Source organism: Bosea vaviloviae (assembly GCF_001741865.1).
In the GTDB taxonomy this organism is placed as follows: Bacteria; Pseudomonadota; Alphaproteobacteria; order Rhizobiales; family Beijerinckiaceae; genus Allobosea; species Allobosea vaviloviae.
The window spans coordinates 2,563,710-2,586,196 of the sequence record NZ_CP017147.1; the positions used below are offsets into that span (position 1 = coordinate 2,563,710).

Annotated in this window: 15 protein-coding genes and 1 pseudogene; 11 read left to right on the forward strand and 5 right to left on the reverse strand. The window is 66.8% G+C overall.

Features of this window, described 5'->3' with window-relative positions; genetic code table 11:
• The first annotated feature begins 153 nt into the window (after window positions 1–153).
• Window positions 154–714, forward strand: a complete 561-nt coding sequence (locus tag BHK69_RS11965; protein WP_069690298.1) for a thioesterase family protein — start codon at window positions 154–156, stop codon at window positions 712–714.
• A gap of 26 nt (window positions 715–740) precedes the next feature.
• On the opposite strand, the gene BHK69_RS11970 is transcribed toward BHK69_RS11965, so the two are convergent.
• The gene (locus tag BHK69_RS11970) at window positions 741–4,325 is read right to left on the reverse strand and encodes a hybrid sensor histidine kinase/response regulator (RefSeq protein WP_069690299.1); all 3,585 of its coding nucleotides are present in this window, start codon (window positions 4,323–4,325) and stop codon (window positions 741–743) included.
• A gap of 222 nt (window positions 4,326–4,547) precedes the next feature.
• Here BHK69_RS11970 and mscL point away from each other — a divergent pair, with 222 nt between their 5' ends.
• The 3 genes from mscL to BHK69_RS11985 all read left to right on the forward strand — a co-directional run bounded on the left by mscL (window position 4,548) and on the right by BHK69_RS11985 (window position 7,483).
• The gene (mscL, locus tag BHK69_RS11975) at window positions 4,548–4,967 is read left to right on the forward strand and encodes a large conductance mechanosensitive channel protein MscL (RefSeq protein ID WP_069690300.1); all 420 of its coding nucleotides are present in this window, start codon (window positions 4,548–4,550) and stop codon (window positions 4,965–4,967) included.
• 122 nt (window positions 4,968–5,089) lie between these two features.
• Window positions 5,090–6,280, forward strand: coding sequence for a pyridoxal phosphate-dependent aminotransferase (locus BHK69_RS11980; protein ID WP_069690301.1), 1,191 nt, complete (start codon window positions 5,090–5,092; stop codon window positions 6,278–6,280).
• A 135-nt stretch (window positions 6,281–6,415) separates the two neighbouring features.
• On the forward strand, window positions 6,416–7,483 hold the full coding sequence (locus tag BHK69_RS11985; protein ID WP_148663386.1) for an AbrB family transcriptional regulator: 1,068 nt from the start codon (window positions 6,416–6,418) through the stop codon (window positions 7,481–7,483).
• A gap of 210 nt (window positions 7,484–7,693) precedes the next feature.
• Here BHK69_RS11985 and BHK69_RS11990 read toward each other — a convergent pair whose 3' ends face one another.
• From BHK69_RS11990 to BHK69_RS12000, 3 genes and pseudogenes are all read right to left on the reverse strand, one after another.
• Window positions 7,694–9,283: an ABC transporter substrate-binding protein gene (locus BHK69_RS11990; protein WP_069690302.1), complete on the reverse strand. Its 1,590-nt coding sequence runs from the start codon at window positions 9,281–9,283 to the stop codon at window positions 7,694–7,696.
• An 87-nt stretch (window positions 9,284–9,370) separates the two neighbouring features.
• Window positions 9,371–10,298 (reverse strand): annotated as a pseudogene (locus BHK69_RS11995) (SMP-30/gluconolactonase/LRE family protein).
• A 414-nt stretch (window positions 10,299–10,712) separates the two neighbouring features.
• Window positions 10,713–11,618, reverse strand: a complete 906-nt coding sequence (locus BHK69_RS12000) for a LysR family transcriptional regulator (protein ID WP_069690303.1) — start codon at window positions 11,616–11,618, stop codon at window positions 10,713–10,715.
• A 242-nt stretch (window positions 11,619–11,860) separates the two neighbouring features.
• On the opposite strand from BHK69_RS12000, the gene BHK69_RS12005 reads away from it, so the two are divergent.
• From BHK69_RS12005 to glcF, 3 genes are all read left to right on the forward strand, one after another.
• The gene (locus tag BHK69_RS12005) at window positions 11,861–13,297 is read left to right on the forward strand and encodes an FAD-linked oxidase C-terminal domain-containing protein (RefSeq protein ID WP_069693588.1); all 1,437 of its coding nucleotides are present in this window, start codon (window positions 11,861–11,863) and stop codon (window positions 13,295–13,297) included.
• Entirely contained in the window at window positions 13,294–14,481 is a 1,188-nt protein-coding gene (locus BHK69_RS12010; RefSeq protein WP_069690304.1) for an FAD-binding protein, read from the forward strand. Before BHK69_RS12005 ends, BHK69_RS12010 begins: the two co-directional genes overlap by 4 nt.
• 267 nt (window positions 14,482–14,748) lie before the next feature.
• On the forward strand, window positions 14,749–16,125 hold the full coding sequence (gene glcF, locus BHK69_RS12015; RefSeq protein WP_069690305.1) for a glycolate oxidase subunit GlcF: 1,377 nt from the start codon (window positions 14,749–14,751) through the stop codon (window positions 16,123–16,125).
• A 244-nt stretch (window positions 16,126–16,369) separates the two neighbouring features.
• On the opposite strand, the gene BHK69_RS12020 is transcribed toward glcF, so the two are convergent.
• On the reverse strand, window positions 16,370–17,071 hold the full coding sequence (locus tag BHK69_RS12020) for a DUF3053 family protein (protein WP_158516191.1): 702 nt from the start codon (window positions 17,069–17,071) through the stop codon (window positions 16,370–16,372).
• A 336-nt stretch (window positions 17,072–17,407) separates the two neighbouring features.
• Between BHK69_RS12020 and hisS the strand changes: the two genes are divergently transcribed.
• The 4 genes from hisS (at window position 17,408) to hisG (ending at window position 22,442) form a co-directional block, all read left to right on the forward strand.
• Window positions 17,408–18,952, forward strand: coding sequence for a histidine--tRNA ligase (gene hisS, locus BHK69_RS12025; RefSeq protein ID WP_069690307.1), 1,545 nt, complete (start codon window positions 17,408–17,410; stop codon window positions 18,950–18,952).
• Window positions 18,953–19,200: 248 nt separating this feature from the next.
• Window positions 19,201–20,148 (forward strand): IS110 family RNA-guided transposase, encoded by a 948-nt coding sequence (locus BHK69_RS12030; protein WP_069690308.1) that lies wholly within the window; start codon window positions 19,201–19,203, stop codon window positions 20,146–20,148.
• A gap of 210 nt (window positions 20,149–20,358) precedes the next feature.
• Window positions 20,359–21,471, forward strand: coding sequence for an ATP phosphoribosyltransferase regulatory subunit (locus BHK69_RS12035; RefSeq protein ID WP_069690309.1), 1,113 nt, complete (start codon window positions 20,359–20,361; stop codon window positions 21,469–21,471).
• The gene (gene hisG / locus BHK69_RS12040) at window positions 21,468–22,442 is read left to right on the forward strand and encodes an ATP phosphoribosyltransferase (RefSeq protein ID WP_069690310.1); all 975 of its coding nucleotides are present in this window, start codon (window positions 21,468–21,470) and stop codon (window positions 22,440–22,442) included. Before BHK69_RS12035 ends, hisG begins: the two co-directional genes overlap by 4 nt.
• Window positions 22,443–22,487: the final 45 nt, after the last annotated feature.

A 22,487-nucleotide genomic window follows, 5' to 3' on the forward strand; every position in this document is an offset into this window, starting at 1 on the left:
GCATCCTGCTCTTGGGGGCGGGTCGAGCGCCCGCGAATGCGCAAGCATCCTGTCGGCTCGAGCATGAGCCGATGTCGACGGTGTAGCCAAGCGGGATTTCGTCACATATGTGCAAATGTTTACAGGTGAACTATCGTCAATCGGGAAGCTGCCATGAATCTCTGGTTCCGCCTGCTCTGGCTTCTCGCGACCACGGCGTTCCGCCCAAGGCTCAAGCCGCTGGAGGCGCCCTCGCTGCTGGCCTTCCGCGTCTGGCCCCATGATCTCGACACCAGCCTGCATATGAATAATGGCCGGTACTGGACGCTGATGGATCTTGGCCGCACCGACCTGATGCTGCGCACAGGCCTCTGGCGCGCGGTACTGCGGCATCGCTGGGTGCCGGTGGTGAATGCCGGCACGATCCGCTTCCGCCGGGAATTGCGCTTGTTCAGGCCCTTCCGGCTCGAGACTGCGATCCTGTGCTGGAGCAATAGCTGGCTGGTGATGCAGCATCGCGTGCTGAGCCGGGCGCGTGACGGCAGCGAGATTGTTGCAGCCGTCGCGCTCGTCCGCGCCGCACTCTATGACCGCACCGGCAAGAGCTATGTGCCCGTCGCGACGCTGATGGCGGAGATCGGCATCGCGACGACGAGCCCGGAGCCGAGCCCCGAGGTCGCGGCCTTCCTGGCGTCGGAAGAGGCGATGCGGCAAGCGGGTTCCTCGGGGCGCTGAGTTCTGGGGCCAGCCGAGGTTTCCAGCTACTCCGCCGCCAGCCGCGTCGCCCGCCACTGCGCCAGGAGCGCGCGCAGGGCGGCGGGCTTCAGCGGCTTGTTCAGCAGGTGGACGTCGAGCGCGGCGGCCGCCTCGCGCACCTGCGGCGTGCGGTCGGCCGTCAGCAGGATCGCGGGCATGGCAGCGCTGGTGCGCTGGCGCAGCGTGCTGATCGCGGTCAGCCCGTTGCCATGATCGAGATGGTAATCGGCGATCAGCACGTCGGGGTCGCCATGCGTGCGCAGCGACAGCTGGGCCTCCTCGACGCTGGCTGCGATCGCGACCGTGCAGCCCCAGCCGCCGAGCAGCTGCTTCATGCCGTCGAGGATCGCCGGCTCATTGTCGAGCACCAGCAGCTTCAGCCCGGCGAGCTGGCCTGCCGGCGCATGGCGCGGCGCGGCGCTGGTCGACATCGCCGGCAGCGGCGAGGCGCGCGGCACCAGAACCGAGAAGCGCGTGCCGCGCCCCGGCGTCGAGACCAGGGTCAGCTTGTGGTCGAGCGTGCGCGCGATACGCTGGACGATGGAGAGGCCAAGTCCCAGGCCACGCGCCACTTTCGCCCCCTGGTCGAGCCGCTGGAACTCGCGGAACACCGTCTTCTGCTTGCTTTGCGGGATGCCGAGCCCGGTATCGAGCACCTCGACCGAAACCTGCGCGCCGCGCCGCCGGCAGCCGACCACGATCTTGCCGCTGGGTGTGTATTTGATCGCGTTCGAGACCAGGTTCTGCAGCAGGCGGCGCAGCAATCGCCGGTCCGAGCGCAGCGCCATCGCAGTCGGCATGAAGACGAGCTTCAAGCCCTTCTCCTGCGCGCTCGGCTCGAATTCGCGCTGGAGCTGGCGCATCAATTCGTCGACGCGGAAGGCGGTGAGCTCGGGCTTCAGCGCGCCGCCGTCGAGCCGTGAGATTTCGAGCAAGGCGGTCAGGATCTCCTCGACCGCGTCGAGCGAGGCGTCGATGTTCTCGGCGAGATCGGGGCTGCCGGCGGTGCGGTCGCGCTCGACCAGCGAGGTGGCGTAGAGCCTGGCTGCGTTCAGCGGCTGCAGGATGTCGTGGCTCGCGGCGGCGAGGAAGCGGGTTTTCGAGGCGTTGGCCTCGTCGGCCTCGGCCTTGGCGCGCTGCAATTCGGTGTTGACCCGCAGGATCTCCTCGGTGCGCTCGGCGACGCGGCGCTCCAGGGTCTCGTTGGTGCGCTCGAGTTCCTCATGCGCCTCCACCGCCTGGGTGATGTCGGTATAGGTCGTGACGAGGCCGCCATCGGGCAGCGGGTTGGAGCGGATCTCGATGACCTTCTTGGACGGGTAGAGCTTGAGCCGCACCGGCTCGCGATCCCTGACGAAGCTCTCCAGCCGCGCCGCCATCAATTCGTCCTGCTGGCCGTCGCCATAGGCGCCGCGCGCCGCATTATAGCGCACGACCTCGTCGAGCCCGGTGCCGAAGCGCACCAGCGAGGGCGGCAGGTCGTAGAGCTGGATGAAGGCCTGGTTCCAGGCGAGCAGGCGCAGGTTCCGGTCGAGCACGGTGATGCCCTGGCCGGCATGGTCGAGCCCGTGCTGGAGGATGTCACGGTTGTATTGCAGCGCAGCCGAAGCGTCGTCGAGCAGCTTGAAGGCGGCTTCCGTCGAGAGGTTGCGCCGCCGCAGCAGGAGCGACAGCACGAGGCGCGATGACGCTGCGCCGATCGCCGAGGAGAGCAGGTGCTCGCCGAAGCGCAGCATATGGATATCGGCTTCGCGATTGGCGTTGGGCTCCTCGCCGCGCCCGCTGGCGAAGCCCTCGAAGGCGCGCTGCGTCCGCTCCTGGCCGAGATAGCGGCCGATGGTCGATTGCAATTCGGCTTCCGTGACGCTGGAGCGCCAGAGCGAGAAGGATTGCGCCATCGTCGCCTTGTCGGATTCGACGAAGGCATTGGCCTGGAGCCGCTCCATCGCATTGGCGGGCCGCAGCAAGGAGAAGCCGATATAGGCGAGGATGTTGAGGCCCAGGCTCCAGACCACGCCATGCGGCAAGGCCGGCAGGTCGAGCCCCAGCAGCGCTTCCGGCCGTAGCGCCGCGATGCCGTAGGGCCCGTTGGAGACCAGCGCCTCCCAGAAGCTGCCGGCATGGACGAGGCTCGGCAGCAGGAGCGTATAGGCCCAGACCAGGATGCCGATGGTCAGGCCCGCCGCGGCGCCGAGCGCCGTGCCGCGCCGCCAGACCAGCCCACCGAAGAAGGCCGGCGCGATCTGCGCCGTCGCGGCGAAGGAGAGCAGTCCGATCGAGACCAGGGCGGCCTCGCCGGCGGCGCGGTAATAGGCGTAGCCAAGCAGGATCACGAGCAGGATCGCGGCGCGGCGAATGATCACGACCTGCGAGCCGAGATCGCCGCCCGTCGTGCCGTTGCTGTTGCTGCTGCCGCCGCGCTGCGCGGTTAGCATCGCCATGGATCTCGCCGGGTCGCTCAGGCCGCCGCGCCCGCGCAGCAGCAGCGGCATGACGAGGTGGTTCGAGATCATGATGGCAAGCGCGACGGAGGCGACGATTACCATCGCGGTCGCGGCCGAGAGCCCGCCGACGAAGACGATCAGCGCGAGCAGACTGGCCTCGCTCTGCAGCGGCAGCAGCAGCACGGTCATGTCGCGGTCGATATCGGCGCCCGGCATCAGCAATTCGCCGGCCATCGCCAATGGCAGCACGAAGAGATTGATCAGGATGAGGTAGAGCGGAAACATCCAGGCCGCGCGGCGGACGTCGCGGGCGTCGCGATTCTCGACGATCGTCATGTGGAACTGCCGCGCCAGCAGCAGCGCAGCGCAGGAGGAGAGCAGGGTCAGGGTCAGGAAGGTCGGCCAGCTCGAGGTCCGCTCCCAGAGCGGCGGCGCGCCGTTGGGCAGCCGCGCCGCCTTGGCGAGGAGATCGCCGGCGCCGTCGAACAGGCCGTAGACGATGAAGACGCCGAGCACGAGGAAGGCGACGAGCTTGATCAGCGACTCGACTGCGATCGCGAGCACGAGGCCGTCCTGGTGCTCGGTGGCATCGATATGGCGCGTGCCGAAGGCACAGGCGAAGCCCGCCAGCACTATTGCCACGAGGAAGGCGAGGTCGCTCAGGACCGGAACGTCAGGCGTCAGGGCATGGCCGCCGGTGGCGATCAGGAAGACCGAGAGCGAATTCGCCACCGCCTTGAGCTGGAGCGCGATATAGGGCAGCGCGCCGATGACCGCGACGATGCAGACCAGCGCCGCCACGCGCTCGCTCTTGCCGTAGCGCGCGCCGACGAAATCGGCGATCGAGGTGATGTTCTGCGATTTGGCGATCTCGACGATGCGCCCGACGAAGCGGTGGCCGAAGCCGATCACCAGGATCGGCCCGACATAGATGCCCAGGAAGTCGAAGCCGGCCCGGTTGGCGAAGCCGACGGAGCCGTAGAAGGTCCAGGAGGTGCAGTAGACGCCGAGCGCCAGCGCATAGATCGTTGCGCGTGCCCGGCCGGTGATCAGCCTGTGCCCGGAGGTGTCGGCGATATGGGCGACCGCGAACAGGCCGCACAGATAGGCCAGCGCCACCAGGATCACGGACCAAGCGGGGATCATTGCGCCTCCAGCGCCGCAATTCGGCGTTGCGCAACCTAACCTCGCAGCGTGCCCCTCGCCATAGCGCTTTCGGCGCGGTCAGGGCGAGGTAGGCAGCTGTGCAGGCTGCAACTTTGCGGCGAGCGGGGTCTTCTAACGCCCGCGCGACTCCGTTAGCGTTTTGAATTCGGCTCGGAGCTAACGCGCGCCGCGAGCAAGACAGCCACGAGAAGGGGGCAGAGCATGCTTGAGGAATTCAAGAAATTCGCACTGAAGGGCAATGTCGTCGATCTCGCCATCGGCGTGATCATTGGCGCAGCCTTCGGCAAGATCGTCGATTCGCTGGTCAGCGACGTGATCATGCCTTTCATCGGAGCGCTTGGCGGCGTCGATTTCTCGAACTACTTCATCGGCCTCAACAAGGCCGTGACCTCTCCCATCCTCGTCGAGGCCAAGAAGCAGGGCGCGGTCTTCGCCTATGGTTCGTTCGTGACCGTGGCGATCAATTTCGTGATCATCGCCTTCGTGCTGTTCCTGGTCGTGCGGGGCATCAACAGGCTGCAGCGCACCAAGGCCGAGGCCCCGCCGCCGCCTGCTCCCCCGGCCGAGGACATCGTCCTGCTCGCCGAAATCCGCGACCTCTTGAAGAAGAAGTCGGCCTGAAAACTCTTCGATCGGTCGCGGCGATTCATCACCGCGACCGATCGACCCGATCTCGCGATTTCATGCTTGCCCGCGCCGCTATCGGCTAAAGGAAGGTGGGTCACTTTCGCGAGGTTCAGTTCATGACCACCACGACGTTGCCGGGCGCCAGCCTGATCGCCGATCTTCGGCCCGAAGCCCGCAATGCGCCCGAGAGCGGCATCGTCGAGGTGGTCAATCACGGTCGCCTCAAGCAGGGCTTGATCCCGCTCTGGGTCGGTGAGGGCGATCTCCCGACGCCCGATTTCATCGCGCGCGCCGCCAACAAGTCGCTGGCCGATGGCGAGACGTTCTACACCTGGCAGCGCGGCATCCCCGAATTGCGCGAGGCGCTCGCCCGCTACCACACCGCGCTTTACGGCCAGCCCTTCTCCTCCGACCGCTTCTTCGTCACCGGCTCGGGCATGCAGTCGGTTCAGATCGCGGTCCGCCTGATCGCCGGTCCCGGCGACGAACTGGTGATCCCGACCCCGGCCTGGCCGAACTTCGCCGCCGCGATCGGCATCGCCGGCGCCAAGGCCGTCTGCGTGCCGATGGATCTGGAGCATGGCCGCTTCAAGCTCGATCTCGACAAGCTCGCCGCCGCGATCACGCCCAGGACCCGCGCTTTGGTGATCAACTCGCCGGCCAACCCCACCGGCTGGACCGCGACGAAGGCGGAGATGGGCGCGCTGCTCGCGCTCGCCCGCAAGCACGGCATCTGGATCATCGCCGACGAGATCTATGCCCGCTTCGTCTATGACGGCTCCCCGCGTGCCGCCTCGTTCCATGACGTGATGGAGCCGGAGGACCGCGTCCTCTTCGTCCAGACCTTCTCGAAGAACTGGGCCATGACCGGCTGGCGCGTCGGCTGGATCGAGGCGCCGCCCGCGCTCGGCCAGGTCATCGAGAACCTGATCCAGTATTCGACCTCGGGCTCGCCCGTTTTCGTCCAGCGCGCCGCCATCGCCGCGCTCGAGGAGGGCGAGCCCTTCGTCGCGCAGCAAATTGCCCGCGCCGCCGAAGGCCGCAAGATCATCTCCGAGGGCTTGCTGGCGACCAACCGGGTCTCGCTCGCGGCGCCCGACGGCGCCTTCTATCAGTTCTTCAGCGTCGACGGCCGCAGCGATTCGCGGGCGCTGGCGATCGAATTGGTCGACAAGGCCAATGTCGGCCTCGCGCCGGGAACCGCCTTCGGCCCGGGTGGCGAGACCGGCTTGCGGCTCTGCTTCGCGCGCAAGGCGTCCGACCTCGTCGAGGTCGTGGCGCGGCTCCAGAAGGCGCTCGCTACCTGAGCCTAAGCTCGAGCCTGTCCTGCATGCAGGGCAGGGCTGCGCCGCCTCGACACATCCGAAATTGACCGGGGCGCATGCACCGGCCAATAGCTCGCCTTGGCGCCGCACTTCATCGCGACGCCCAGCGCGGATGCCATGGCTCGCTTCGGATATCATCCCTCGACACGGCTGATGATCCTATGGCGCGAGGTAGCGGTCATCGCGCTCGCGGCTTGCGGCGGCGCCTGCCTGGCGTTGTTCGACGTCCCGGCCGCCTGGCTGTCCGGCTCGATGCTGCTGGTCGCGGTGGTCGGCGTGCTCAGGCCCTTGCCCGATCTGCGCAAGCCCTGGTTCGATTCGACCATGCTGCTATCGGGCGCGCTGATCGGCTCGGCCGCGACGCCCGAAGCGCTGGTGGCGGTGGCGCGCTATCCGGGCTCGCTCGCCGTGCTGTTCCTCGGGCTTGCCGCGATCATGCTCGCGACGGGGGCCTATCTCCATTATGTCGCGCGCTGGTCCTGGATCGACTCGCTGCTCGCCGCCGCGCCCGGCGCGCTTTCGGCGGTGATCGCGGTGGCGCAGGCCAAGGGCGCCAATATCGGCCGCATCGCCGTCATCCAGCTCTTCCGCATCCTGGTTCTGGTCGCGCTCCTGCCCAGCGTCATGCAGGCGAGCGGTGGCGGCATTGTCGGCCAGCCACCGACCATGCTGGTCGCCGGTGCCGGCGAGATGCTGCTGGTCCTGGGCTGCGGGCTCTTCGCGGGGCTGGTCTTCGAGCGGCTCGGCGTCACCGCGCCGATCATCCTCGGCTCGACCTTCTCCAGCGCCGCCTTGCATGGCAGCGGCGTGGTTCACGGCACCTTGCCAGCCTCGATCCAGATCGCCGTGCTCATCCTGCTCGGCGCGGTGATGGGCGGGCGGGTTTCGAATGTGAAGCGCGCCGAGCTCGCCGCCTTGTTCCCGCTCGCCATCGGCAGTTTTGCCGTGTCGGTGATCGTGGCTTTCGCTTTCGCCTGGCCGGCCGCCTGGCTCGCCGGCGTGCCCTATGCGACCGCCATGGCAGCCTTCGCACCCGGCGGGCTGGAAGCGATGGCGATGCTCGCCTTCGCGCTGGGGCTCGACCCGCTCTATGTCGGCGCCCACCACCTCGCGCGCTTCATGGCGCTGGGGCTGGCCATGCCGCTGCTCGTGGCGAAGATGAAGGCGGAGCCGCCGAAGGGGTGAAGGGCGAGTTCGCCCAACGGCTTTTCATACCCGCGCCGTCATTCCGGGGCTTCGCGCAGCGAAGAGCCTGGAACCCATAACCGCAGTCGATGCAGAATGACGCGCTCCGGCCGGGACGCCTTATTCTCTTGCACCTGTGGTTATGGGTTCCGGGCTCGACCCTGCGGGTCGCCCCGGAATGACGGTGGAGGGTGTGGTTGCCGCCGAGCCTCAATCCACCCCGATCGTGGTCAGGTCCTGGAACCAGTGCTGGGCCAGCACGAATTTCTTGATCTTCGGCGAGAGCACATGCGGGTTGGTGTCGTGCACCACCCAGACCAGCACGGCGTCGTCGACGATCTGGGCATGGGCCTTGGCGAGCAGTTCGTCCTGCTTGGCGACGTCGAAGGTCTTCATCGCCTCGTCGAGATAGCCGTCGACCACCGGGCTCGCATAAGTGCCCCAGTTCACGCCGACCGGCGCAACCTGGTTGGAGTGGAAGAAGCGGATGATCGCGTAGAGCGGGTCGGAGGTGACATAGGCGATGTTGTTCGAGGTCACATCGGCGTTCATCTCGTCCTTCGCGCCCTTGCGCCAGCGCGTATAGAGCACCTCGAGCTCGACGACCTTGAAGTCGAGCTCGATGCCGACATCCCTGAGGTTCTGCTGGATGAACTCGTTCATCGGCAGCGACTGCATCTGCCCGGTGCCGCCCTGGGCGATGACGAAGGTCGCCTTCAGCGGCTTCTCCTTGGAATAGCCGGCCTCGGCCAGGAGCTTCCTGGCGGCATCGGGATCATATTTGATCTGGAAGTTAGGCTTGCCGAACCAGGGGCTCGCCGGATCGACCTGGCCGACCGCCGGCTTGGCGAGGCCGTTGAGCAATTCGACGATGCCGTTGCGGTCGATGGCGAGGTTCATCGCCTTGCGCAGGCGCAGATCCGTCCAGGGCGAGCCTGGCGCCACGCTGAGATGGTAGTTCCAGACATGGGGCGTGACGTTCTCGACGATCCTCATGCCGGCCTGCTTGAGGCGCGGCACGGTGTCGGGAGCCGGCGTCTCGATCAGGTCGACCTGGCCGGTGATCAGCGCGTTGGTGCGCGCCAGCACCTCGGGGATCGGCAGCAGGATCAGGCGGTCGACCTTGGCGAGGCGGTTCTTGTTCCAGTAATCCGGGTTCCGGACGAGCTCGGCGCGCTCGCGCGGCACGAATTTGTCGAGCTTGAACGGACCGGTGCCCGAGGGCGTCAGCGCGAACTTGTCCCAGTCCTTGCCGAGCTTCTCATATTGCGCCGGGCTCGAAACCAGGAACCAGAGCATCTGGTAGGGGAAGAACGAGTCGACCGCCTTGGTGGTGATCTCGACGGTCTTCGCATCGACCACCCGGTAGCTCGCGATCGAAGGCAGGCGCGGCTTCACCTGCGCGGCCTGGCGGCGGTCGTAATGCGGGGCCTTCTCGTCCAGGACCTTGTCGAGGTTCCAGACCACGGCGGCAGCGTCGAAGGCGCTGCCGTCATGGAACTTCACGCCCTCGCGCAGGGTGAAGAGCCATTTCTTCTGGTCGTTGGCGTCGACCTTCCACGCGGTTGCGAGCCCGGGCACGAGCTTGCCCGGCCTGTCGGCGATGTCCATCTCCCAGGCGACCAGCGGGTCGTAGAGCGTGTAGCCGGTGAATTTATAGGCTCCGGCGCCGCGGTCGGGCTGGCCGGAGGTCAGCGGGATGTCGGCGAGCGAGATGCCGTAGCGGACGACCGATTCCGCCTGCGCCGCGCTGGCCAAGGAAAAGGCAAGCGCGGCCGTGATTGCCAAGCGTTTGAACATGCATGCACCTCTATGCGGGAAGCTGCATGCAATTCAGCAAGGCCTATGCCACGAGCCGCGAAAGGGGCCCGTGGCTCGGTCGCTCACTCAGCGCGCCCCGTTGGTGTGCGTCAACACCGCATAGAGCGAGGTCGTGCCGCAGATGAACAGGCGGTTGAGCTTGGGCCCGCCCCAGGCGACGTTGGCGACGATCTCGGGGATCGTGACCTTGCCGATCAGCGTGCCGTCGGGGTGGTAGATGTGCACGCCATCGGCCGCGCTGGTCCAGATCCGGCCGGTCACATCCAGCCGGAAGCCGTCGAACAGGCCGGCCGTGCAGGTCGCGAAGATCTCGGAACGCCCGAGCGTCGCGCCATCCGCCCCGAGCCGGCAGGCGCGGGATATGGCGCGGGCCGTTGACGGGGTCATGGCTCGCGCCGGTGTCGGCGATGTAGAGGATGGTCTCGTCGAGGGAGAAGGCGAGGCCGTTGGGCTTGACGAAATCATCGGTGACGATGGTCACGGCGCCTGATTGCGGGTCTATTCTGTAGACGTTGCAACGCCCGATCTCGCTGTCGGATTTATTGCCCTCGTAATCGGTGAGGATGCCGTAATCGGGGTCGGTGAACCAGATCGAGCCGTCCGACTTGACCACGACGTCATTGGGCGAGTTCAGCCGCTTGCCGTTGAAGTGGCTCGCCAGCACGGTGACGGAGCCGTCATGCTCGGTGCGCGTTACCTGACGTCCGCCATGCTCGCAGGTCACGAGCCTGCCCTGGCGATCGACCGTGTTGCCGTTGGAGTTCCGGGCCGGTTGGCGGAAGACGCCGACCTGGCCGGTCAGCGCGTCGTAGCGCAGCATCCGGTCATTGGGGATGTCCGACCAGACCAGCGTGTTGTGGGCGGCAAACCAGGCCGGCCCTTCCGACCAGCGCGCGCCGGTCCAGAGCCGCTCGACGCGGGCGGAGCCGGGGACGATGCGATGGAAGCGCGGGTCGAGGACCTCGACGCTAGTGCCTTCGAGCACGCCGAACATAGAATCGTCTCCTCCATCGTTGCGGGGAAGATCGACGATCTTGGCCGTGCCGACAATCTCTGGAAACGCATCGCTTCATTGTTCGTGCGCGGGGAACCCTCTCCCGTGTGGGAGAGGGCAGGGTGAGGGCCGGACGTTTGACGCTTGGGCCGTGACCTGACGGTTACTCCATCGTCATTGCGAGCGCAGCGAAGCAATCCAGGAGGGCTCGCTCTACGTCTCCTGGATTGCTTCGCTGCGCTCGCAATGACGGCAAGGTCATCACACAACTGGTTAAGCGGCCTACACCCACCCTGCTCCTCTCACTGAACTCGGGCCTGCCCGAGTTCAGCGCCTTGAGTGTCGAAGTCGAGTAGACCCGACTTCGATGCAGGAGAGGGGTTCCCCGCGCATCTCTTCGCAAGGGCCGCGACATCACAACCCCAGCCCCTCATCCCAATACGGCGTCGCGCCATAGAGCTCGCCGAGATAGTCCACGAAGGCGCGCACCTTCTGCTCCATATGCCGGCGGCTGGGATAGACCGCATAGACCGCGACGCGCTTGCCGACGGAATACTCCGGCAGGACGCGCTGCAAGGCGCCCGATTTCAGCTCCGGCCCGACATCCCAGGTCGAGCGCAGCGCGATGCCGAGGCCGGCCAGCAGCGCCTCGCGCACCACCTCGCTCGAATTGGTCCGCAAGGGTCCGTTGACGCGCACGCTGACTGGCCCGCCCGGCCCGTCCAATCGCCAATGATCGGCGTTGTGCGCGATCAGCGTATGGCGCGCCAGATCCTCGATGCTGCCGGGCGTGCCGGCTGCGGCGAGATAGCCCGGCGTGGCGCAAAGCACGCGGTGATTAGGCGCGAGCCGCTTGGCGACGAGGCTAGAATCCTGGAGGTCGGCGATGCGCACCGCCAGGTCGAAGCCTTCTCCGACGATGTCGACGAAGGCGTCGCCCAGCATCAGGTCGACCGTCACCTGCGGATGCGTGTCGAGGAAGGGCTTGAGATGCGGCGCGATATGCAGCCGCCCGAAGGAGGTTGGCGCCGAGACGCGCAATGTGCCGCGCGCCTGGCCGGCGCCGCTGGCGACCCAGGCCTCGGCGTCCTCGATCGAGGACAGCACGGAGACCACGCGCTCATAGAAGCCCTGGCCGGCCTCGGTCAGCGAGAGCTGCCGCGTCGTGCGCTGCAGCAGGCGCACGCCGAGCCGCTCCTCCAGACGCCGGATGCGCTTGGAGATGACGGCCGGCGAGAGATTGAGCTGGCGGCCCGCCGCCGACATGCTCTTGGCCGTGACGACACGGGCGAAGACGTCGAGATCGCCGAACCGGTCCATAGCGCCGCCCTCATCTTTTCCGAATTGGAAACAATCATGGACGTTGGTTGCACTGCAAGCCAGTTGGAATTGGTCTAGGGTTGTTGCGGCTACGCCTCGCTTTGAGCGTGGCTCGCGCCATCGTCATTGCGAGGAGCGCAGCGACGAAGCAATCGAGGGCCGCCGTGCCCTACGAGACTGGATTGCTTCGCTGCGCTCGCAATGACGGGGAGCGGAATGCCTGCAACGATCCGAGGCCGTTCATGTCAGCCATCGCCTTTCCCGTGCCCGACGAGAGCATCCTCGCCCGCCGCGACGAGATCATCGCCGGCCTCGCCAAGCTGGTCGCGCCCGAGGCGCTGATCACCTCGGCCGATGAGCGCCGCCCTTACGAGACCGATGCGCTGACCGCCTATCGCCGCCTGCCGCTGGCCGTCGTGCTGCCCTCGACCACGCAGGAGGTCGCGGCGGTGCTGAAATTCTGCGGCACGCAGGGCGTGCCGGTCGTGCCGCGCGGGGCGGGCACCTCGCTCGCCGGCGGTGCGATCCCGCAGGAGGACGCGGTCGTCATCGGCGTCTCCAAGATGAACCGTATCCTCGAGATCGACTACGCCAACCGCACGGCGAAAGTGCAGGCCGGCGTCACCAATCTCGCGGTGACCGGCGAGGTCATGGCCGAAGGCTTCTTCTACGCGCCAGACCCGTCCTCGCAGCTCGCCTGCTCGATCGGCGGCAATATCGGCATGAATTCGGGCGGGGCGCATTGCCTGAAATACGGCGTCACCACCAACAACGTGCTCGGCGTCACGCTGGTGATGCTCGACGGCAGCATCGTCGACATCGGCGGCGCCCATCTCGACTCCGCCGGCCTCGACATCCTCGGCCTGATCGTCGGTTCGGAAGGCCAGCTCGGCATCGTCACGGAAGCCACGGTGCGCATCTTGCGCTCGGCCGAAGGGGCGAGGCCGGTGCTGTTCGGCTTCCCCACCAGCGAGCAGGCGGGCGAGGCGGTCGCCGCCATCATCGGTGCCGGCATCATTCCCGTCGCGATGGAGTTCATGGACAAGCCGGCGATCGAGATCTGCGAGGCCTTCGCCCATGCCGGCTATCCGATGGATGTCGAGGCGCTCCTGATCATCGAGGTTGAAGGCTCGGATGCCGAGATGGACGCCCAGCTCGCCCGCATCGTCGCCATCGCCCGCGAGCATGGCGTCAAGACGGTCAAGGAGAGCAAATCGGCGATGGAGACGGCGGCGATCTGGAAGGGTCGGAAATCCGCCTTCGGCGCGACCGGCCGCATCGCCGACTATATCTGCATGGACGGCACGATCCCGACCGGGCAATTGCCGCATGTGCTGCGGCGCATGGCCGAGATCGTGAAGGGCTATGGCCTGCGCGTCGCCAATGTCTTCCATGCCGGCGACGGCAATCTCCACCCGCTGATCCTCTACAACTGCAACGACCCGGTCGAGGCGCAGAAGGCCGAGGATGCCGGCATGGACATCCTCAAGCTCTGCGTCGAGGTCGGCGGCTGCCTGACCGGCGAGCACGGCGTCGGCATCGAGAAGCGCGACCTGATGACGGTGCAGTTCAATCCCGAGGATCTGCAGCAGCAGATGCGAGTGAGGGCGGTGTTCGATGGGCAGTGGCTGATGAACCCGGCGAAGGTGTTTCCGCTTGAGGGCAGGGTGGCAGCGTGATTATCCACACCCCCACCACTGAGGCGCAGGCTTGCGCCGTCGTCAAATCCGTGGTCGCCAGCGGCATACCGCTCGCCATTCGCGGTGGCGGCACGCGCAGCGGTCTCGGGCGGCCGTCGCAGGCGGCGAGCACGCTCTGCAGCGCGGGCCTCACAGGCATCACGCTCTATGAGCCGGCCGAGATGGTGATCGGCGCGCGCGCCGGCACGCCGCTTTCGCTTGTGCAGGAGACGCTGGCCGAACGCGGCCAGATGCTGCCCTTCGAGCCGATGGACCATCGCGCGCTGCTGGGCACGGAGGGCGAACCGACGATCGGGGCGGTCGCGGCGGGCAATATTTCCGGCCCGCGCCGCATCAATGCCGGCGCGGCGCGCGATTCGCTCATCGGCATCAGGCTGATCAATGGCCGGGGCGAGGCGATCAAGTCCGGCGGGCGGGTGATGAAGAACGTCACCGGGCTTGATCTTGTGAAGCTCGTCGCCGGCAGTTTTGGGACGCTGGGCTTCCTCACCGAAGTCGTCTTCCGCGTGCTGCCGAAGCCGGAGCGCGTTGTCACGCTGATCTGGCGCGGTTTGCCGGACGAGGCGGCGGTCGGGCTGCTCTCGACTGCGCTCGGCTCGCCCTTCGAGCCTTTCGCGGCGGCGCATCTGCCAGCCGGCATCGGCACTGGTGAGGCTCGGACGCTGCTGCGGCTGGAGAATGTCTCCGCCTCGATCGACTATCGCGCCGCCGAGCTCGCCGCGCTGCTGGCCGCCCATGGTGCGCCGGAGCTGCTGGAGGGGGCGGGCTCCGAGGCGCTGTGGCAGGAGGTGCGCGACGCAGGCTTCTTCGCCGATACCCAGGAGGCGGTCTGGCGCTTGTCGCTGGCGCCGACGAACGGACCCAGGGCGATCGCCACGATCGCGAATGCGCTGCCTCAGGCGCGCTGGTTCTATGATTGGGGCGGCGGGCTGGTTTGGCTCGCGGTGCCCGATGCGGAGGATGCCGGCGCAGCCGCGATCCGGGCCGCGATCAGGCCGCTCGGCGGCCACGCCACGCTGGTGCGCGCGCCGGACGCGATCCGTGCCAGTGTGCCGGTGTTCGAGCCGCTGGCGGAACCGCTGCTGCGGGTCACAGCGGGCATCAAGACGAGTTTCGACCCGGCCGGAATTTTCGAGCCGGGGCGGATGTATGCGGGGATATGAGAGAGGCGCGGGGAACCCTTCTCCCGCATCGAAGTCGGGTATATCCGACTTCGACACTTTGAGTGCTGCTCTCGGGCAGGCCCGAGATCAGGAAGAAGGGCAGGGATGAGGGTGTGCCGCTAATTGTTGCGGTGGGACGGAGCCGCAGCGCCTCCTGCAGCGCCTCCTATTGAGAGGGCACACCCTCATCCGGCGCTCCGCGCCACCTTCTCCCATCCGGGAGAAGGGAAGAGCCGTTGCGGGTGACAGGACGATCAGAGCGTAGCCATGCAGACCAACTTCTCCCCCGCCCATCTTGCTTCCGATCCGCGCCTGCCGGCGTCGGAGAAAATCCTGCGCACCTGCGTGCATTGCGGCTTCTGCACCGCGACCTGCCCGACCTATCTCTTGCTCGGCGACGAGCTCGATAGCCCGCGCGGGCGCATTTACCTGATCAAGGACATGCTGGAGAACGGCAAGCCCGCCACCGAAGAGGTGGTGAAGCATGTCGACCGCTGCCTCTCCTGCCTCTCCTGCATGACGACCTGCCCCTCGGGGGTGAACTACATGCACCTCGTCGACCATGCCCGCGCTCATATCGAAGAGACATATGAGCGCGACTTCGCCGACAAGGCGCTGCGCCGCCTGCTCTCGGCGATCCTGCCGCATCCTGGCCGCTTCCGGCTCGCCATGCTGGCCGCGATGCTGGCAAAGCCCTTCGCGGGCGTGCTCGGCAGCCTGCCGGGCATCGGAGCGCGCCTGAAGGCGATGCTGGCGCTGGCGCCCGCCCGCCTGCCGTCGCGCTCGGCGATGGAGGGGCCGCAAAGCTTCCCCGTCACCGGCGTGCGCCGCAAGCGCGTCGCGCTCTTGTCGGGCTGTGCCCAGCCGGTGCTCGATCCCGCGATCAACGAAGCGACGATCCGCCTGCTGACGCGCCACGGCGTCGAGGTCGTGCTGCCCAAGGGCGAGGGCTGCTGCGGTGCGCTCGTCCACCATATGGGCCGCGAGCATGATGCGCTTGCCTTTGCTCGCCGCAACATCGACGCCTGGATGGCCGAGGTCACCGGTGAGGGGCTGGATGCGATCCTGATCACGGCCTCGGGCTGCGGCACCACGATCAAGGATTACGGCTTCATGTTCCGCAACGAGCCGGCCTACGCCAAGACGGCGGCGACGGTCTCTGGCCTTGCCAAGGACGTGACCGAGTTCCTCGAGACGATCGACCTGCGCCATGCGCGCGATCTCGCGATCCCGACCGCCTACCACTCCGCCTGCTCGATGCAGCATGGCCAGCAGCTCAAGGACGGCCCCAAGCGCCTGCTCTCGGCCGCCGGCTTCAAGGTCAAGGAGGTGCCGGAGGGGCATATCTGCTGCGGCTCAGCCGGCGTCTACAACATCCTCCAGCCGCAGATCGCCGGACAGCTGCGCGAGCGCAAGATCGGCAATATCGAGAAGACCCGGCCGGTGCTGGTCGCGACCGGCAATATCGGCTGCATGACCCAGCTCGCCAAGGGCTTCGCCGACAAGGGCGCGAAGACGCCGGTGGTGCATACCGCCGAACTGCTCGACTGGGCGACGGGCGGCCCCTTGCCCGACAAGCTGGCGGCAGCGGGGATCGCCGATGTGCCGGTCCGGGAGCCGGCGCGGCTGATTGCAGCGGAGTAGCGCTCTCACGAATTCTCGGGGAGTGTCGCTGCCTGAAATCCAGTTAGCGCGGGGAACCCTCTCCCGGAGGGAGAGGGCAGGGTGAGGGGTCGGCCGTTTGACGCTTTGGCCGCGACCTCACCGCTGCTTCGCTGTGAGGTTTCCACGCAACTGGTCCGGGGGCCTACACCTCACCCCTGCCCCTCTCCTTACAGGAGAGGGGTTCCCCGCGCCCTTCTCGTCTTCCGAACCCAAATAGCGCGCCCTAATTCCCGAAAACCGCCCGGCGCAGCGTCTGCTGCGCCTCGGTCATGCCGCGCTGTTTTGCGTTCATCGCGTCGAGCGCAGCTTGCACTTTCGTCCGCAGCGCGGGGTTGGAAATCTCCATCTGCGAGCCATTGAGCTTGATCGCCTTCCGGTTGCTCTCGATCAGATCGGCAAGCGCGATGATCGCGCCGAAGGCGTCGTCGGCAGTCGGGAAAATCTGGCGGAACGCCGTGGCTGGCGCGGTGACGACCTTGTCGTAGACCGCGGCGTAGACACCAGCGAGATCCTCCGGCTGCTTCAGCGCCGCCTTTTCTCCGGCTGCCGCCGCGAGCGCCTGGTCGAGCGCATCGCGCATGCCGACGAAGCCGTTGCGCACGGCGACGAGATCGGCCTTGCGCGCGACGATATCCTCGATCGAGCGCGGCATGCTCCTGGCCAGCGTTTCCTGCATGGGTTTGGCGACGGAGGCGTTCATGCGCTCGTGGAAGCGGGTGATGACGACATAGTGCTCGGCATAGGCGCCGAAGGATTTCTGCTTCTCGGCGTCCGGCTGCGGCAGGCTTAAGCCCGTCTTGGAGAGCACGTCGTCCCTGAGGAAGGCGATGAAGGCCTTGCGCTGGTCGGCCTCGCTGGGGCTGCAGGCGCTCAGCACAAAGGCCGCGAAGAGGCAGGCGAAGACGCCCAGGAGCCGGCGGGTCATCATGTCTTCCCCCTGTTGAAGGGACAAACCCTAGAGCATGCCGTCTTTGCTGGGAAACACGCCGTCATCCCCACCGTAGCCCTCGGGTCCGATCTTTCGATCGGCCCAAGGATAAACTCCGCGGAGGCCCGGGATCCGAAGCGCATCTCGTGATGGAGAGCTTGCCTTTGGCGGCGCCCCTTCCGGCCCGAGATTCTCGGGGCAGGCCCGAGAATGACGCTCTATGATGGATCCCGAAGCTGCCGCGCTTGCCCCCTTCGCGCCAGCGGGCTAACCCCTCGCGCAACACTTTTGGCGCCCGCAGGCGCCCGGCACGATTGAGAGAAGCGAAGTTCCATGTCGAAGCCCGACAAGCTCAAAGCCCGCCAACCGCGCGGTTTCGTCGATCGCGGCCCCGCCGATGTCGCGGCGACCGAGCGCATGCTCGGGGTCATCCGCGAAAGCTTTTCGCGTTATGGCTTCGATCCGGTCGAGACGCCCTTCGTCGAGTTCTCCGACGCGCTCGGCAAATTCCTGCCCGATCAGGACCGGCCGAATGAGGGCGTCTTCTCCTTCCAGGACGATGACGAGCAGTGGCTTTCGCTGCGCTATGACCTGACTGCGCCGCTCGCCCGCTATGTCGCGGAGAATTACGACGCGCTGCCGAAACCTTATCGCAGCTATCGCGCCGGCTATGTCTTCCGCAACGAGAAGCCGGGCCCGGGGCGTTTCCGCCAGTTCATGCAGTTCGACGCCGATATCGTCGGCGCAGGCAGCGTCGCGGCCGATGCCGAGATCTGCATGCTCGCGGCGGACACGATGGAAGCGCTGGGCATCAAGCGCGGCGACTATGTCGTCAAGGTCAACAACCGAAAGGTGCTCGACGGCGTGATGGAGGCGATTGGCCTCGGCGGCGACGACAATGCCGGCCGCCGGCTGACCGTGCTGCGCGCGATCGACAAGCTCGACAAATTCGGCCCGGAGGGCGTGCGCCTGCTGCTCGGTGAGGGCCGCAAGGATGAGAGCGGGGATTTCACGAAGGGTGCGGGGCTGAGTGAGGAGCAGAGCACTTACGTTCTGGCCGTAGTTCAGAACGAGGCCGGATACTTGGCTGGTAGTGAAACCGAATTCGATGCGGTCAAAGATTGGAACAAGAATTTTGATCAGAATGCGTCAATGCGAGAGGGCTTCGCTGAGCTTGATCAAATCCATGCGCTGGTCGTCGCCGCAGGTTACGGTTCCGACCGCATCCGCATCGACCCCTCCGTCGTCCGTGGCCTCGAATACTACACCGGCCCGGTCTACGAGGTCGAACTGACCTTCCCCGTCACCAATGACGACGGCCAAATCGTGCGCTTCGGTTCGGTCGCCGGCGGCGGGCGCTATGACGGTCTCGTCGGCCGCTTCCGGCCCGAGCCAGTGCCGGCGACGGGCTTCTCGATCGGCGTGTCCAGGCTTTATTCGGCGCTGAAGGCGGTGAAGTCTCCGATCGTCGACGCCAAGGCGGAGCTCCCGCTCGTCGTCGTCACCGCGATGGACAACAAGTCGCCCGAACATATGCCGGGCTATCAGGCTTTCGTCTCGCAGCTGCGCCAGGCCAAAGACGAGGCCGGCAAGCCCTTGCTGCGGGCCGATCTCTATCTCGGATCGTCGGGTTTCAACGCCCAGATGAAATATGCCGACAAGCGCGGCGCGGTCTGCGCCGTCATCCAGGGCTCGTCCGAGCGGGATGCCGGCACGGTGATCATCAAGGATTTGATCCTGGGGGCCGAGCTCGCCGCCGCCGGGCGCGAGGTCAAGGATTCCGCCGAGCACAAGGAGCGGCAAGCGCAGGCGCAGTTCGCCGTGCCGGTGGCGGAGCTGGTCGAAGGGGTGAGGCGGGTGCTGAAGCGGCACGGGTAAACCCTTCTCCCCTCGGGGGAGAAGGTGTCTGCGGAGCAGACGGATGAGGGAAGTGTAGCCCTGCAGTGTCCTTCCCTTGTATCTTTGATTTGCCAGTCGGTTTTGTACCGGCGAGGTTTGAGGCGGAAGTCAGCCCGGTCCCCCCTTGGGTGAATTGAGCCCGTGGATGAGCGAGGTGCGGCTTCCGCCTTTTTGTCCCGAACCCGGACAGCCGCTTGGGCTCGAGCCCGCATTTGCAAGGATGGGTCATGGATGAAGCTCTCGCTGTTTTCGTTGGCATCGACGTATCCAAGGATCGTCTCGACGTTCATCTGCGACCATCGGGAGAGGCCTTCTTCGTCTCTCGCGACGGCCGAGGGTTGGACGAACTAACGGCACGCCTGGCGGCCTGTCCGGTCGCCCTGGTGGTGATCGAGGCGACCGGCGGGTTCGAAACCACGGTGGCGGCCGCGCTCGCCGGAGCAGGCTTGCCGCTCTGTGTCGTCAACCCGCGTCAGATCCGCGACTTCGCCCGCGCCATGGGACGACTGGCCAAGACTGACGCCCTCGACGCCGAAGTGATCGCGCTCTTTGCCGAGCGGATCAGGCCACAGGCGAGAGCCGTCCCTGCTCCGGAGGCGACGAGGCTGGCCGAGCTCGTCGCAAGGCGCCGTCAGATCATCGAGATGATCGGGATGGAGGCCAATCGCGCGCGGCGCATGCCTGACAAGCGCCTCGCCAAAGGGCTCGCCCGACACATCGCCTTCCTGGAGAAGGAGCTGAGCGAGATCGACCGCACTATCGGTGACGGCATCAAGAACTCGCCGGCATGGCGCGAGACCGAAACATTGCTCAAGTCCGTGCCCGGGATTGGCGATGTCACCGCCCGCACTCTCATCGCCGAAGTTCCGGAGCTTGGCTCCATCGACCGCCAGAAGCTCGCAGCCCTCGTCGGCGTCGCGCCGATGAACCGCGACTCCGGCATGATGCGCGGCCACAGAACCATCGTGGGAGGCAGAACCTGCGTCCGCAACACCTTGTACATGGCAGCGCTGGCCGCCATTCGGCACAACGGCGTCTTCAAAACCTTCTACGATCGCCTCACCACGCGAGGACGACCCAAAAAGGTCGCCATCGTCGCCGTCATCCGAAAGCTGCTCACAACCCTCAACGCAATCGTCAGAGACAACACCCCCTGGCGAATACAAAACTCTTGACCAACAACACAGCCGCTCATCCGACCCGGCTATGCCGGGCCACCTTCTCCCGATCAAAGTCGGCTGTTGCCGACTTTGACACTTGCTTTCCCATCTCGGGCAAGCCCGAGATGGGTGGGGAGAAGGAAGAGCGTTCACCCAATTCCCTAAAAACCGTCGAAAATACCGCACGCCGCTGCTAGGACAGCGGCCGCAACAGGATCAACCGCCGTGCCCGCCATCCGCGCCAGCATCGAGACCGTGATCGCGCTTTTCGCGCGCGAGGGCTATGGCCGCGCCGAGCCGGCGATCCTGCAGCCTGCCGACGTCTTCCTCGACCTCTCCGGCGAGGATATCCGCCGCCGCATCTTCATGACGCAGGATGCCGAGGGGCGCGACTGGTGCCTGCGCCCCGAATACACCATTCCCGTCGCGCTCGATCACATCGCCTCGGGCTCGACCGAGCCTGCGGCCTATGCCTATGCCGGCCCGGTCTTCCGCATGCGCTCGGGCGAGCCCGGCGAGTTCTCGCAGGCCGGGCTTGAATCCTTTGGCCGCACGGATTTCGCCGCTGCCGACGCCGAGATCATGGCGCTGACGATCGAGGCCGCCGCCGCGCTCGGGCTCGCCCGGCCGAAAATCGTGATGGGCGATGTCGCCTTGCTCAACGCCTTGCTCGACGGGCTCGCCGTGCCCCAGGGCGCCCGCCGCCGCTTCATGCGCGCGGCCGTGCAGGGTAAGGGCGCAGATGCCGTCGCCGCGCTCGACGCCCCGCAGCCTGAGGGCGATGCCGCTCATGCTGGCCTGCTCAAGGCGCTGGAAGGCCAGGATCCCAAGGCGGCAAAAGCCTTCGTCGAGGACGTCTTGTCGATCGCCGGCATCTCGACGGTGGGCGGCCGCACGGCCGGTGACATCGCCGAGCGCTTCCTGGCGCGGGCGGCCGAGCGTGAGAACCCGGTCAATGCCGACGTCAAGGCGCTGCTCGGCCAGGTGCTCGCCATCTCCGGCGATCCCGACACGGCGTCCGCCTCCCTGCGCGCGCTGGCCGAGCGCGCCTCGCTCGATCTCGGTCGTGAGCTCGACGCCTTCGACGAGCGCACCGGCTTCCTGGCCGTGCGCGGGGTCGATGTGACGCAGATCGCCTTCGCCGCCGGTTTCGCCCGCAATCTCGACTACTACACCGGCTTCATCTTCGAATTGCACGATGCCGCCCGCGCTGACGGCAAGCCGGTCGCCGGCGGCGGGCGCTACGACCATGTGCTGGGGCGGCTCGGTGCCGCCAGCGCCATTCCGGCCGTGGGCGCTTCGCTCTGGCTCGACCGGTTGGCTGGAGACAAGTCATGAGCGATCCGGCCCTCGTCCTCGCCGTTCCCTCCAAGGGCCGGCTGCAGGAGAACGCCACCGCCTTCTTCGGCCGCGCCGGGCTGAAATTCGTGCAGTCGCGCGGCGCACGCGATTATCGCGGCACCATCGCCGGGCTGGAGGGGACGGAGGTCGCCTTCCTCTCTGCCTCGGAGATCGTCGCCCAGCTGGCTTCGGGGGCGGCCCATCTCGGCGTCACCGGCGAGGATCTGGTGCGCGAGCAGGTTCCCGATGCGGATGCCGCCGTCGCGATGCTGACCCCGCTCGGCTTCGGCCACGCCAATGTCGTCGTCGCGGTGCCCCAGGCCTGGATCGATGTGCGCACCATGGCCGATCTTGACGACGTCGCTTCGACCATGCGCGTCCGCCAGGGCCGCAAGCTGCGCGTCGCCACGAAATATGTGAACCTGACCCGCCGCTTCTTCGCGCAGCACGGTCTTGCCGATTACCGCATCGTCGAGAGCCTGGGTGCGACCGAGGGAGCACCGGCCGCCGGCACGGCCGAGATCGTGGTCGACATCACCACGACCGGCGGCACCCTGGCGGCCAACGCCCTCAAGGTGCTCGACGATGGCGTGATGCTGGCGTCGGAAGCCAATCTCGTCGCCTCCGTGCGGGCGCCCTGGGGCGCAAGGGCGCGCGCTGCCGCGACCGCCATCCTGTCGCGAATCGCCGCCGAGGAAGAGGCGCGCACCGTGCGCGAGATCCGCGCCCGCGATATCGGCGCGACGCCGGAAGCGCTCGAGGCGATCACCAGTCAGTTCGGCGCGAGGCTGCCTTTCGGCCTGGCCGGGCAGGGCGGCGTGCAGGTGCTGCACTGCCCGGAGAAGTCGGTCTTCGCGCTGGTCGAGCATCTCGCGCGCTCGGGCGCGGACGAAATCACGGTGAGCGCGCCCGATTACGTCTTCCGCAAGGCCAATCCGCTGATCGAGCGGCTGCTGGCACGCATCTGACCGTCGCGCCGGGAACGGCGCGGCGGAGATTGCTCATGTCTGCGG

Coding starts and splice junctions, on each gene's coding strand:
- mscL (WP_069690300.1), top strand. CDS start 4,548: ATGCTTGAGGAATTCAAGAAATTCGCACTGAAGGGCAATGTCGTCGAT.
- glcF (WP_069690305.1), top strand. CDS start 14,749: ATGCAGACCAACTTCTCCCCCGCCCATCTTGCTTCCGATCCGCGCCTG.
- BHK69_RS12000 (WP_069690303.1), bottom strand. CDS start 11,618: ATGGACCGGTTCGGCGATCTCGACGTCTTCGCCCGTGTCGTCACGGCC.
- hisG (WP_069690310.1), top strand. CDS start 21,468: ATGAGCGATCCGGCCCTCGTCCTCGCCGTTCCCTCCAAGGGCCGGCTG.
- BHK69_RS12005 (WP_069693588.1), top strand. CDS start 11,861: ATGTCAGCCATCGCCTTTCCCGTGCCCGACGAGAGCATCCTCGCCCGC.
- BHK69_RS11970 (WP_069690299.1), bottom strand. CDS start 4,325: ATGATCCCCGCTTGGTCCGTGATCCTGGTGGCGCTGGCCTATCTGTGC.
- hisS (WP_069690307.1), top strand. CDS start 17,408: ATGTCGAAGCCCGACAAGCTCAAAGCCCGCCAACCGCGCGGTTTCGTC.
- BHK69_RS11985 (WP_148663386.1), top strand. CDS start 6,416: ATGGCTCGCTTCGGATATCATCCCTCGACACGGCTGATGATCCTATGG.
- BHK69_RS11990 (WP_069690302.1), bottom strand. CDS start 9,283: ATGTTCAAACGCTTGGCAATCACGGCCGCGCTTGCCTTTTCCTTGGCC.
- BHK69_RS12030 (WP_069690308.1), top strand. CDS start 19,201: ATGGATGAAGCTCTCGCTGTTTTCGTTGGCATCGACGTATCCAAGGAT.
- BHK69_RS12020 (WP_158516191.1), bottom strand. CDS start 17,071: ATGACCCGCCGGCTCCTGGGCGTCTTCGCCTGCCTCTTCGCGGCCTTT.
- BHK69_RS11965 (WP_069690298.1), top strand. CDS start 154: ATGAATCTCTGGTTCCGCCTGCTCTGGCTTCTCGCGACCACGGCGTTC.
- BHK69_RS11980 (WP_069690301.1), top strand. CDS start 5,090: ATGACCACCACGACGTTGCCGGGCGCCAGCCTGATCGCCGATCTTCGG.